At 44.9% G+C, this 13,878-nt stretch carries 9 protein-coding genes; 6 read left to right on the forward strand and 3 right to left on the reverse strand.

Annotated features, from left to right (window positions below; translation table 11 throughout):
* The first annotated feature begins 13 nt into the window (after window positions 1-13).
* The 4 genes from ACSQ8P_RS13095 to ACSQ8P_RS13110 all read left to right on the forward strand — a co-directional run bounded on the left by ACSQ8P_RS13095 (window position 14) and on the right by ACSQ8P_RS13110 (window position 8,635).
* Window positions 14-925, forward strand: coding sequence for a carbohydrate ABC transporter permease (locus ACSQ8P_RS13095; RefSeq protein WP_436235586.1), 912 nt, complete (start codon window positions 14-16; stop codon window positions 923-925).
* 77 nt (window positions 926-1,002) lie between these two features.
* Window positions 1,003-2,568, forward strand: a complete 1,566-nt coding sequence (locus tag ACSQ8P_RS13100) for an ABC transporter substrate-binding protein (protein WP_436235587.1) — start codon at window positions 1,003-1,005, stop codon at window positions 2,566-2,568.
* Between the two features lie 22 nt (window positions 2,569-2,590).
* Window positions 2,591-3,943, forward strand: coding sequence for a hypothetical protein (locus tag ACSQ8P_RS13105; protein WP_436235588.1), 1,353 nt, complete (start codon window positions 2,591-2,593; stop codon window positions 3,941-3,943).
* Window positions 3,944-4,459: 516 nt separating this feature from the next.
* Window positions 4,460-8,635, forward strand: a complete 4,176-nt coding sequence (locus ACSQ8P_RS13110) for a glycoside hydrolase family 9 protein (protein WP_436235589.1) — start codon at window positions 4,460-4,462, stop codon at window positions 8,633-8,635.
* 123 nt (window positions 8,636-8,758) lie between these two features.
* Here ACSQ8P_RS13110 and ACSQ8P_RS13115 read toward each other — a convergent pair whose 3' ends face one another.
* The gene (locus ACSQ8P_RS13115; protein WP_436235590.1) at window positions 8,759-9,178 is read right to left on the reverse strand and encodes a MarR family winged helix-turn-helix transcriptional regulator; all 420 of its coding nucleotides are present in this window, start codon (window positions 9,176-9,178) and stop codon (window positions 8,759-8,761) included.
* A 207-nt stretch (window positions 9,179-9,385) separates the two neighbouring features.
* Here ACSQ8P_RS13115 and ACSQ8P_RS13120 point away from each other — a divergent pair, with 207 nt between their 5' ends.
* Complete coding sequence (locus ACSQ8P_RS13120) at window positions 9,386-9,841, forward strand: CBS domain-containing protein (RefSeq protein WP_436235591.1); 456 nt, start codon at window positions 9,386-9,388, stop codon at window positions 9,839-9,841.
* Between the two features lie 31 nt (window positions 9,842-9,872).
* Window positions 9,873-11,708, forward strand: a complete 1,836-nt coding sequence (locus ACSQ8P_RS13125) for an LTA synthase family protein (RefSeq protein WP_436235592.1) — start codon at window positions 9,873-9,875, stop codon at window positions 11,706-11,708.
* 54 nt (window positions 11,709-11,762) lie between these two features.
* On the opposite strand, the gene ACSQ8P_RS13130 is transcribed toward ACSQ8P_RS13125, so the two are convergent.
* Complete coding sequence (locus tag ACSQ8P_RS13130; protein WP_436235593.1) at window positions 11,763-12,749, reverse strand: GNAT family N-acetyltransferase; 987 nt, start codon at window positions 12,747-12,749, stop codon at window positions 11,763-11,765.
* Between the two features lie 109 nt (window positions 12,750-12,858).
* Window positions 12,859-13,761 carry a helix-turn-helix domain-containing protein gene (locus ACSQ8P_RS13135; protein ID WP_436235594.1) on the reverse strand — a complete coding sequence of 301 codons (903 nt, stop codon included), beginning with the start codon at window positions 13,759-13,761 and terminating at the stop codon, window positions 12,859-12,861.
* Between the last annotated feature and the right edge of the window lie 117 nt (window positions 13,762-13,878).

The raw sequence follows: 13,878 nt of genomic DNA on the forward strand, positions 1-13,878 counted from the left end.
GGAAGTGAACCAGATGGTCTCCAAATCGTATCGAAGGGAAAACCGAATTTCCCCACTGGCTGAGACGATACTTAATGTCATTTTCATCTTATTATCGCTAGCATGCCTACTACCTGTCATTCTCGTCATCATTGTATCCGTCACACATAATGATTCTTTGATCAATGAAGGATACAGCTTTTTCCCTTCGAAATGGTCGTTGATCGCTTATAAGACCGTATTCAAAGATTTTACGACGATGGCAAATGCTTACAAAGTTTCTATTGGGATTACCGTCGTAGGTACCCTATTAAGTGTCTTACTTATGGCTTTATACGCGTATCCCTTATCTCGCAAGGATTATCCTTATCGTACCGTGTTTACTTTCTTTCTTTTCTTCACGATGTTATTTAATGGCGGAATAGTGAGTCGTTATATGATTTACACCCAGACGCTTCATCTGAAAGACTCTTATATGGCCTTGATCCTACCGCTCTTAATCGTTCCGTTCAATGTGATTATTATGCGTACATTTTTCCAGTCAACGATTCATCCCGCATTGATTGAATCTGCGCGAATTGATGGAGCAGGCGAGCTGCGTATCTTCTTACGGATAGTACTTCCCTTATCGCTTCCAGTGCTGGCGACGATGGCCTTATTCTCAACGATTAATTATTGGAACGATTGGTTCAATGCTTTGCTCTTCATCAATAAGGAGCATATGTATCCCATACAGTTCCTGATGTTGCGCGTGCTGAAAGATGTTCAGTATATCCGCGAGAATCTGACGATAGCCGCTCAGAATCCAGAGTTGCTTAAGAATTTGCCCAATGAGTCCCTGCAAATGGCCTTAGCTTTTATTGCTATGGGACCCATACTGATTGTTTACCCATTCTTTCAAAAATATTTCGTCAAAGGTTTAACGGTCGGTGCCGTCAAAGGCTGATCACAGTAACACCGGCTGCGAATGCTGCTCGCTTTCGTGAGTCGTTTCCTATAACATTCAATACAGGAGGGTCCACAATGAAACGTAGAAAATCAGTTTTGCTAGCCCCAATGGCGCTAGCGCTTGGATTAACTGCAGTACTGCCAGCATGTTCCAGTGATAACAAAGTAAGTACATCTGCAAGTCCAGCAACTGCCGCAAGTTCAGCAGCTCCAGCTAGTCCGAAAGCAACATTGGAGCCTTATGATGTTTCTCTCCTTTATCAAGCAAAGCCGATGAAGGACGATGCGCTCGTACAGGAAGAACTGAATAAATATTTAAAAGAAAAAATTAATACAACGGTCTCCTTGCAGCCAATCGCGTCAGCCGATTATAAGAAGAAAACAGAGTTGATGATGAACACGGGTGAGAAAATGGATCTCGTATTCACAGCTTCATGGCTGGATTTCTCAGCGAATGTGACAAAGGGTGCCTTCTTGGAGCTCGATACGCTGCTCGATAAATTTGCACCAGAAACGAAAAAAATGCTTCACCCGCTATATCTAGAAGCACCACGTTATAAAGGAAAATTGTATGCGGTTCCAACGGATAAAGAAATCACACAAGGGAAAGCTTGGACATTCCGGAAGGATATCATTGACAAGTATCAAATTCCGATCGATAAGATCAATAAGGTAGAAGACTTGGAACCGTATTTTGAAAAAATTAAAAAAGATAATCCGGACATCATCAACAACTATGTCGCTGGTGGAACTTCTAATGGTGCGAGCTTCATGATGTATGAGTCCAAGTCAAATTATCGTCCGATCGGGCCAACTCCTGCTAAAATGCCGATGTTCTTCTTGGATTACAAGTCAACGGATATGAAGGTCAAAACTGTGTTGGATCAAGATATTGTTGATTTGAATAAAGCCGATGCAGAAACGTACCGTAAATATTATGAAAAAGGGTACACCAATGCTGATGCAGCTACGGTAACGACAAATATTGGGGAAATTCGTAAGCAAGGTAAAATTTGGGTGCAATCCACGGTGTGGAAGCCAGGTTCTGATATCGAATTAAAGCTTACTGACAATTTCGACTGGGTCTCCCACGTTATTGAAGAACCAATCGTAACGACGGATTTGGCAACAGGTTCCATGCTTTCCATTTCGAGAACATCGAAAAACCCAGAAAGAGCGATGATGGTTCTTAACTACCTTCATACAGATCCTTACGTAATCAACCTTCTTGTCAATGGGATTGAAGGCAAACACTACAAAAAAGTAGGTCCAAACCGTATCGAACCGATCAAAGATTCCGGTTATGATAGCCAAGTTTTCTGGGTACTCGGCAACCAATTCTTGAACTATATGAAACCTGGTCAACCAGACGATCTGTATGACAGCTGGAAGAAATTCAACAACGATGCGAAACGCTTCCCGTTAATTGGATTTGTTTTCGATGACACGAATGTGAAGAACGAAATTGCTCAGCTGACTACAATTGTGAACGAGTATAAAGTCATTAGTACAGGGGCGGTTCCGAATCCTTCGAAATTGCTTGAAGAGCGTAACACCAAGCTGAAAGCAGCAGGACTTGAAAAAGTGAGTGGAGAGCTTCAGAAGCAAATTGATGCATGGTGGAAAGAGAACAAAAAATAGGAAGAACTAGAGGTGATTACCGTTGAAACCCCAGAACCTCATATACACCTTCGTCAGTTATGCTTCCCACTATGATACACCTTGGGGACATGGAACTGCTGTCGAAGGTGTGGAGCGAACAGCAAGATTAGCCCATGCACATGGGATACCCGTGACATGGATCGTCAACCGAGGCTCAATACCCGTATTGGGTGAGCAAATTCGGCAGTGGCATGAGGCTTATGGCGACGATATCATTCTGCAATGCCCTTTCTTTATGGAAGATATGGGGATGTCGAAGGATGCATTGAAAGCGCGTCTGGAAGCCGATTGGAATCTTGTGAAGGAAGCTTTTCCTTGGGCGACAACGAAGATTGCAGGCAGGGGAAAGATTTACAATGAAGTGATTGAAGTGCTCGAGGAGCTGGACTTTCAGGGCATGTGGGGCTATTGCTGGGAGCAAGTGTGGTGGGACGGCATTACACATAAAGGGATCCCTTGGGGATCCTGGTATGTGGATAGTCACCGGTACAAGATCCCACACACTGGCAAAGGAAAAGTTGTCGCATGCGAATGGACAGCACGGGATCTGCATTTGTCTTACCATACAGGAAGTCCTGTCGTCTATTCGACGGATCCTAATGATGTGCTGCGTGCAGGTTTATGTACCGGGGAAGAGATCACGTATTGGCAGCTATTATTTGATGAATATTTGGCGAATACGGATCACAATGAGCAGGTTTTCTTTCTGCAACAGCAAGAAGCACATGAAATGGAGTTCAGTGATCGCTTTCAAGTGTTTCCGGCTTCACATGTTGAGGCATGCGAAGGGATGTTGGACCGATTTTTTGCCTATGTTGCACAGTGTGGCGTCACACTTACCACCTTGCCGAAGGCGCTGGCCACGTATCATGAGCATAATCAAATCACTGCACCGTCCTATATGTTGACAAAGGATAAACCTATTCGTCCTGAAGTGAACGACTACACGATGACGTTAGGCGGTGTGGCCGCAGGACCTTGGCCGGATACGTTTTTCTACTATGACAATCAGTGTCAGATGGTATTCGTCAAAGGAGAATGTAAACCGCGGCTTGTCCGCAATTATGTCGGTCAGTGGAATATGCAAGACGAATTCGAGGAGAAGATTCCACCGTTATTCATAACGACATACGAGAAAACGAGTGAACGCATCGAGCTTGTCTACGAGATCGGGAACTGGAAGCCGATGCCGTTCGGTCTGGTGTATTGGGACGAAGAGCTAAGTGACTATGAAATCGAAAGTTGCTCAAGCGAAGTGGAATTGAAAGTGATTAAAGATGAACTAGTCTTCCTGCGCTTTAATCTAACCGGAGAGAAACGAACGATACGGTTAGTGCTCCGGAGAAAGATGTAGGTAATGGAAGGGCAGAAGGAGGGACCTCGCGTTTGCGAGGTTCCTTTTTTTGCGCTCTTGTTTTATGAGGGGATAATTAGGATTTCAGTCTTCTTGGGCAAGCTTAGATGGATTTCCTGAAGTTAATTCTGGAGTATTTCCGTTCATTTGCAGATTAGATGTACAGTTAAAATTTGTAAATCTCGCTGAAATGAGCTTAAGGGGGTGAAATAGCTACATATTATACATTTACATCTGATTTTCGATGAGATTGCTCGATATTACCTGTACTAATTCCAGTTAAACTGTATTGCGGCCCTGAACGGGAGTGGCGCAGGAACCCCAGAAGTAGGCGAAGTAGCCGCATCTGCCCAACACCCAGAATTGATCACAAGAAGTCGAGATTACATCATCGTTCGATCATCAAAGATTCCGTATAATAGAAATGTAAGCGATTACCAAAATATTCATGCATAGGAGGAATGGTTAATGTCAAGCACCACTCGTATGAAAGGAAGGTCAAGGAGATTTTGGTGCATGTGTTTAGGTTTGATCCTCGCGTTAAACACCCTCTTGATTTCACCAAGCACAACCTCGGCTGCTGTCACACCGCTGCCAGGCCCAGGGAATCCGCTGCTCTACGACGATTTTAATGGTGGGGGCATCTACAAGCAGAATTGGATGAACTGGTTCAACCAAGCGGGCGGAACGGGCACATATTCGAAGACAACCGTCGATTCGCGCCAAGTCGGGCTATTCACCCAAACGCCAACGTCAAGCTCGTCCTGGGCCAAATTTCAGCCGATGAATGAGACGGTTGATTTGACGGGCTATCGCTATTTGAACGTCACCATGAAAAATCCTGGGTATGCGAATTCATTAATACGAGTTGTGGTTGGAGATGGAACAACCAACTATAATTTAACAGCTGGATGGGTTGCCATTCCAACAACGTGGACGACGAGTCAATTTGATTTGAACGCCTTGACACCAGCTCTGAACAAGAAAACAGCTAGGCTTGAAATTTGGCTCCGTCAATCTGGAGGTACGTACGGTGAGACGCTGATTGATGATATTTTCGCATCTACGGACAACAGTGGCACCGCACCCACATTAACAGGCAGCATGACGGCTAACTCGGCGAGTGGCTATAATCAGAACACGTCCTTTACTTTCAAAGCGACGTATACGGATGTAGACAATGAGAAGCCATTTGCTATGCAGCTTGTCGTCGACGATACCCTCTACGATATGAGGGAAGAGGATAACGGAGATACTACCTACTCGAATGGCAAAAATTATTACTACATCACGAAGCTGCCCGTGGGCTCCCATACGTATTATTTCCGAACGACAGATTTGACGTCGAATCAAGTTTCAACTACGATCCAGAATGAGCCTGTCGTTACAAACAGCGCTCAAGTCATCGATGTTACAGTCAGCCAAGCGGGGTACAACGCTGGTGCTTTTAAAAACGCCAAGGTGACAGCGCAGCTTGCTCTAACGGATACGTCTTATGTCGTAAAGAATGGTGCAACAGTCGTTGCAACTGGAAATATGACGTACGATGGTTTCTTTTGGAATAAACACGTATATTCGATCGATTTCTCATCCATCACGGCTAGCGGTACGAATTATACCGTTGTCAGCAATAGCATTTCCTCCTTCCCTTTCGCGATTCAACCGAATATTTGGTCGAATTACAAGGATGAAATGACCGCTTTCTATCGGATCTTACGCGCGAGTGTGGCAACCTCCGATGCCTATCCTGCTGGATATAGCACGGTAGCACCATCCGCTAATATTTATCATGCAGCTGGTCACTTGGACGATGCCCAATCGGCAGATGGCTTGACGCACTACGACTTGACAGGCAGTTGGTATGATGCTGGAGATTACGGTAAATATGGCGGAAACCAATGGGTGGGCAGCGAAATTGCTTTAGCCTATATCCGACATGCCGACGCAGCCAGCTCCAAGTTTGATAATGACAGCAATGGTATTCCTGATCTTGTTGATGAAGCCGTATTTGGCAGTGAGTATTTGGTCAAATTCGCGAATCAACTCGGCGGTGAAATGTATGATCTCAAGAACAATGCAAGCTTTGTTCATCCGAGTAAATCGACGGATAACATTAACGGCACAGCGGATGATCGCAAGCTCTCCGGCTTAGGTGTAGGAGGATCCGCTAAAGCAGCGGGAACGCTTGCTGCTACAGCAAGGGCTATCCGCACAGCGATCGCCAAAGGTGACATCGCGCCAGCGAAGGTCACGGCTCTCACAACCTTCGCGAACAATTGTGAAGCGGCTGCCGTTACTTTTTACAATTATGTTGTTGCGAATCCGAACGGGCCTGTAGGTTCTTACTCAACTCGTGGCGGCATTCCGAATTCCAAGCTTCTAGCGGATGTAGAGCTGTATCTGTTGACGAACAACGTAGCCTACAAAAATGCAGCAACTGCTAATATCAATACACTTGTCTTTACCGATTTGGCTTCAACGAATTATTGGGATATGAGACCGATGTCTCTGGCAGAATTCTATCCTGTCGCAGATGCCACAACGAAAACTCATATTCAGCAGCTATTGAAACAGCAGGTTGATTACTTTCTATCCTCAACGGACGACACTCCGTATAGCGTACTGAACCAATTTAAGAATTTCGGAGTGAATGAGCCGCATGCTTCTTATCTTGGCGACATGATGCGTTACTATGAGCTATTCCAGGATCCTGCTGCGCTGCGCGCGGTCGAGAAGGGAATGTACTGGATTTTCGGGGAAAATCCTTGGAATATGAGCTGGGTTTCGGGTATTGGTTCAGACTTCGTCACTTACCCGCATACCCGTTTCGATGAGGGTGCTAACTCCAAACTCGGTTCTGGCGTCGTGTTCCCTGGCGCGATGGTCAGCGGACCGAATATGAAGGACACGAAGGATAAAACAAGTGTAAGTCCTTGGTATGAAGACCGTTCTCTGTATCTGGATGATACAAATCAATGGCGTTACAACGAGTTCAGCATCAGTATTCAAGCAGGCCTTTTGTATACGATAATGGGATTGAGTGCGCATTCGACGGCAAGCTCAACAGGCGGTGTGACACCGACGACACTCCCAATTACATCACCGACCATCGGCGATTATGTGCGAGGTAACGTAACCGTATTTAGCGGTCCTGCAACAGGATTGAGTAATCTTGAATATTCATCCACAGGCACTTCGGGTACATTCTTACCGATGTCCGTTTCGGGTGCAGTGTATGCAGCGACGATTGACGAAAGTGCGTCAGTTGCCTATGCGAATAAGCGAGTGGACATCCGAGGGACAGATGCAGCAGGTAGACAAAGCTACAGCTCAACGCATTACACGGTGGCAGCGCCTCTGCCAGATCCTTCAACACCACTGCTCTATGATGATTTTGGTGGTGGCGGCATTTGGGGATCCGTGGGAGGCAGCGGCGAATGGGTAAACTGGTATACACAAAATGGAGGAACAGCGGCATTCGTGAAGACAACGTTGGATGGTTTTACAGTTGGTAAATTCTCGCAAACGCCGACCGCTGTTAATTCAAATGCGAAATTCCAACCGTGGCACGACTTCGTTGATTTGTCTGGTTATCGTTATTTGAATTTCAAGGTAAAGAACCCGAGCTATGCCAATCTCAAGATGAAAATCGAATTAAATGATGGTACGCGCACCTATAACCTGACTGGCGGCTGGATTACAGTTCCGACCACATGGACGGACTTAGCCTATAATCTAGATACGTTAACGCCAGCTGTGAACAAAAAGAAAGCGACGTTATCCATCTGGTTGAACCAAACGAGTGTTGGTTATGGTGAAATGTTTATGGATGAGATCAAAGCTACGAACGTAGCTAGTGGAACGGCTCCGACGCTAAGTGCGATCAGCGTAGATCATGCTTCTGGCGATGCAGCAACAAACTTCACATTCAACACAACGTACACGGATGCGCAAAATGAGAAGCCATTCTCTATGGAGCTCATTTTGGATGGCATTGTTCGCCAAATGGAAGCTGTTGATCCGGCTGATGTAACGTACAGCGATGGCAAAGCTTACAAATATACGACGAAGCTGCCAATCGGTAACCATTCCTACTATTTCCATACGACGGATACGACTTCCAATGCGGTAAGCAGCGCCGTACAGTCGGGCCCAATCGTAACGCAACAGTTGCTTCTCAGCGATTTCAACAATGGTCTTGCGACAGGTTGGACACCGACAAGCGGAACCTGGTCAGTGCAATCCTCGCAATACAGCGGGCAAGCGGGAAATTCCAATAGCTACTCTATTGCTGGTGAGTCTACTTGGACTGATTACACATTAGAAGCGAAAGTCAACGTAACGAACAACACGAATGGGAACAAAGACGCGGGTTTATTAGTTCGCTATACCGATGCCAATAACTACTACATGCTCTACTTGAAAAATAATGATCATTCCAGTAGTAGGAAAATGGAACTGGTCAAATCGGTCGTTGGCGTCAAAACGACATTAGCCTACACGAGTCCAAGTATTGCTGCCGACACGTTCTACTCGTACAAGATCGTTTTGAATGGCAGCACGATCTCGGTTTACAAAGATGGTGCCCTACAATTTAGTGTTGTGGATACTTCCTTAACCAGCGGGAAGATCGGGGCACGCACGTATGCGAATACGAAAGCTTACTTCGATGATGTTTTGGTAACTAGATGATAAAAACAAAAAAACTTCCAGTTTAGTTGACTGGAAGTTTTTTTGTTGTCACGATGCTGACTGATGGAGACCAACCTGTTTATTTCTCGTAAAAGGATAGTATCCCTAGGATAGGGGAGGATTTTAAAACGTACAGTTGAACTTATTCAGCAACTCACCGAACCTTTGTTGATCTTCTATAGTCCAATCTTGAAGATGCTTCGTTAAATATTCCAAGCGAGCTTGCTTGTTCAAAGCCAATTCCGCTGTTCCGCTATCCGTGAGCTGCATGGAGTAGGCGCGGCCATCTTGTGGATCTGGGATTCGATAGAGGTAGCCTTTTTGTTCCAGAGCAGCTGTTTGTCTGCTAATTGTTGACATATCGAGATGGAATTCCTCCGCTAAAGCTTTCACGCCGGCGGATCCATGTGTCGAAATCTGATGCAGCAATAGATAAGCAGCACGATCCAAATTGCCGACTTTTTTATTTGTAGTTGCAGCGATAAAGCGGCGAATAAAGATGCCTAATTCAACTTCAATGGTTTCAACGGGATTTTTTGTCATTATAGTAGACCTCTTTGTTAGGTGTTTGCAATCTTTTATGGTTGTATCGTAACATACACCGCTTTATTTGAATATCTTCCAAAGTAGGGGTGATCGACTTTCTCTAAATGATTGACTTCATCCGACATAGTTGTATAATGCAAGTATATAGTGTCATCATACTTCTTGTTTGAATAGAAGGCAACAGTAGACGGGAGAGGGCACAATTTGAAGGCTAAAGAAATTATGGTCAGTCAGGTTTTTAAAGTGAAAGAAGATGATACGGTTCGCGCGGTTATTGAGAAGTTCCTCATGCACCGAATAAGCGGACTTCCTGTTGTTAATTATCGGAATGAAGTTGTGGCCTACATTAGTGATGGGGATATTATGCGATATATCGGCAAGCATGATGATTATATATTTGGTTCGTATCTCTACACGGCTGTGATCAAAGGCGATAATGATGAATTTCAAGATCGCGTGCGCAACTTGCTTCCTTTGAATGTGATGAAAATAGCACAGAAGAAGGTGATTGCTGTAGATGCAGAAGAGGATATTGAGCAAATCGCAGCTATTTTGGGGAAAAGACGAATAAAAAAACTACCCGTTCTAAGAAGAGGCGTATTGGTAGGCATCATTAGCAGGGGAGATGTGATTCGGCATTCGTTTCAGTCCATTTTGTGACAAATGTGTGTAAATGAAAGGAGCTATCCTTATGTTGGAACGGCTCAGGCATAGATTATTTTTATTTCCATTATTCATTGTGATTAAAATTTATGTAGCATGGATGATTCTATTTGAAACAGGTCCATCGGCAAGGATTCTTTTGACAGAAATACCTGCGATATTAATTACGTATTGCGTGGTTGAATATGTTGTGAAAAAGCATAAACTCGCTTGGTATCTCGCGGTTGACCTGATTATGACCATTTTGTTTTTTGCACTTGTTATTTATTATAAGCATTTTGGCGTTATCGCTACGTATCACGTTTTAACCCAAGCCAAGCAAGTCGGTGCAGTCCAGAAGAGTATTTTCTCTGTGATTGAGCCCCAGTATCTGTTGTTCTTCTTGGATATTGTGATTGTTGCTTTCTTTGCATTTTTCAAACCGAAAACAAGAGAATGGAAGCCCCTGAGCTTGAAAATCGTGGCTAGTGTTGCTTGCTTCTCTTTATTACTTTGCGCACTGAGTGTGATTCCTAACCGCAGTTCTTTCAATGAAAATGTGAAGGCGTCTAAAATGGGCATATTAAATTATGAAATGTATAATCTGCTTTCGCAAAAGAAAGAAGAAATCATTAGCCCGGATCAAATTACACAGTCGTCCATTGATGCTCTGAAGAATAAAGTTGAGCTTGAAGAACCAATCTTACATGGCGTAGCGAGTGGCAAAAATTTGATTATCATTCAAATGGAGTCCTTCCAGAACTTCCTCATCGGTTTGAAAATTGATGGGATCGAAATTACCCCCAACCTGAATCGGTTGGCTGCTTCCAGCTATTATTTCCCGAAATTTTATCAGCAAATTGGTCAAGGGAATACGTCGGATGCCGAGTTTATCGTGAATACGTCATATTACGTACCGCCGGATGGCGCGGCTACACAAGTCTATGGGAAGAAAGATTTACCCAGCCTTCCGAAGCTTCTCCAGAAACAAGGCTACACGACGATGAATTTCCATACGAATGAAGTTGGGTTCTGGAACCGTGATGATTTATACCAAGCAATTGGCTACGATCGGTATTATGATAAACAGTTTTTCAAAGATGAGGATGCCTTCTTCTATGGCTCGTCCGATGAAGTGTTATACCGAAAAACAGCTGAAGAATTAGAAAATTATCAAAATCAAGGAACACCTTTTTACGCACACGTGATTTCTATGAGCTCTCATAACCCGTTCACGATTCCCGAAGGAAAATATAAAATGACATTGCCTGAGCGGTACGAAGGCACATTTGTAGGAGACTACATTCGCGCAGAGAATTATGCGGACTATGCACTTGGATTGTTTATCGAGGATTTGAAGAAGCGGGGAATTTGGGAGAATAGTGTCGTTGTTCTCTATGGGGATCACCGCGGACTTCCCTTATTTTCATTAAAAGCGGATGACAAACAATTGATGACGGAAATACTAGGTCATGAATATAGCGAAAAAGAACTCATCAATATTCCTCTTATTATTGCATCGGAAGGCGTGACCACACCGCAAGTGCAAAGTCAGCTTGGTGGTCAAGTTGACATTCTACCTACGGTTGCGAACCTCTTAGGTGTGCCGTTGACCGACTATATTCACTTTGGTCAGGATTTACTTAACCAAACGGCTTATAACTTATTGCCACAACGTTACTACTTGCCAACAGGCTCATTTGTAAATAGTGAAGAGCTTTTCATGTCGGGTAAAGGGTTCGAGGATGGCAGCTATTATACACTTGCCGGTAATGCTACTGAACATCAGTCGGCAACCGTAGATGAATTTAATCATGCGTTAAAGTTACTGCAATTATCGGATAGTTATGTGTCCCAACTCCCAGATCGAGTGGAGCCTGAATAATATAAACCGCCCTGCGAATTCTCGCAAGGCGGTTTTCTGTATACATATTGCTCATCAGCGTAGCTCGCATACCATTTTATAACTTCCAGGCTCTGCGCGGAAGCCGATCAAATCGCGGTTAATGCGCAGCATAGGAGCGTTCATGGAATCATTGTGTGTTTTCAAATAAGGCACTCCATAGGCACGAGCGGTTTGCACACCGAGCATTTTTAAGGCGAGTGCAATCCGCCGACCTCGATATTCCGGAAGTACACCGGTATATTCATGATACATGGCACGTGTTTGCTCGTTCTGCTGAAGCGTTACGACACCAATATAGCGTTCGCCATCTTTGGCGATATGGATCCATTCGGGGCGTACGCCATTTTGCGCGATACTCCACTTTTTCCATTCTTCGAACCAAGGAAAGTCGCCAGAGTAGCCCGGAATATCCGGATGTGTGATCTTATATAGCTCATGCAGCTTCCTCTCACTGACTTCCCCAGGTTCATCCGCCAAAGTAATGAACTGGATGCCTGATCGTTCGGCATCTTTGATGGATTCCCCGAGTGTACCGTCATCAAAAGCTGCCAAGTCTAGGACGGATTCAAAGGAATGGCGCTCTTTCACGTGATTGCGACGTTCAGCAAAAGCTAAGGACCGCTCGTCACTCTCCTTCATATAGCCAATGAGTCGCGAGGCTTTGACCTGAACAGCCCATTGTCGTAGCGTCTCATACAAGGCATTCCCAACACCGTTACCACGAATTTTCGGGTCAACCACGAGGTTATAGATCAGTGCGCCAGGCTCCGTCCATGGAGCGCGCCATGCGATTGCGTATCCGACAATTTGTCCGTGCTCGTCTTCTACAACCCATTTGGGACGATCCCATCCCATTAACTGTCCTTCTTCATTGTAGTGAAGCTTGCCAGGAGGAATTTTGTCCTCGTCTTCGTTTAGCTGATCTGCTGTTGTTGGTTCCGACCAGATCAGATTTAGAAGCGGTGCAACCGCTTTAAAATCGTCCGGTTGCTGTAATTTTCGAATAATCCAATTCGGCACGTTATACCCTCCATCTAGGTTTAGATTCTCATGTTGTCATTATCACATGCCAAGAGTCGGATCTCATGGTAAAGTCTGGATATAATTAAAGAATCTGAACCCGTGCGTATCACTCTATGAAAATGGTATAGGCACTCATTCCTTTGAATTTATAGGGCGTGAACCCCACATGTTTCTTAAAGAGTTGGCAGAAGTAGGAGAAGTTACCCAATCCAACAGCCTCACCAATATCTTGTACGGACATATCTGTCGTACGCAGAAGCCAACACGCTTGTCGGATCCGACGTGCGGTCAAGTACTCTGTTATGGTGCTGCCTATGGATTGATGAAAGGTAGCAGATACATGGTTGGGCGTTAGGTGAACCGCAGCTGCGAGCTCATCGAGCTTGAAGGGCTCCATGTAATGTGCTTCAATCCAAGCGAGCATTCGCTCGGCTGTGGATGAGCTTCTACCTGAAAGATGAGGCACTGAGTCCGATCGTGAATCGCTGGTCTTCTCGGCATCCGAGCGGAGCTGGTGCAAGAAAGCTGTGAGGAAAAGCAACTGCTCTTCGAGCAGTCGCTCGGGTCCTCGTTCCTTTGCAGCATCCAGTCTAGGCATATAGCTGCGCAGTAAGACTTCAAGCTCCGGAAGGCTTTCACTCCGAAATGCCTGCGGCATAAGCGGATCCTTCCATAACTTCATGAGGAACTCGCATAGACTTGGAAAGGCTGAGAGTGCTGACTCTAGGACAGCGGGTTCAAGAACGAATAGCGAGCGGATGTAACTGTCTTGAGGCAGATTGTGTATCCGGATGCGATGCAGCTGGAACGGTCTAAAGATGAAAATGGAGCCTGGCGACAGCTCGACAATTTGTTGTTCTATTACGACGATCCCAGTGCCTTCATGTACGACGAGAAGCTCCATACCCTGATGAGCATGAAATACTTCTTCGAAGGCAAGTGTTCGATCTTTGAAAAATGATAATTGCACCGGGTGCACGTTTAAGTTCATGTAATTCATCAGCTTCATAGGAGGTCTCCTCATCGTATTCTAACAACATTTTATCATAAGAGGCCTAAACTTTTTCGACCTTTTTTTTGATACGATGTAGACAAGTGAATGCGCAACTAGGAGGAGACATGTACG

Origin of the sequence: Paenibacillus sp. LjRoot153 (genome assembly GCF_964253085.1) — a bacterium.
Taxonomy (GTDB): domain Bacteria; phylum Bacillota; class Bacilli; order Paenibacillales; family NBRC-103111; genus Paenibacillus_E.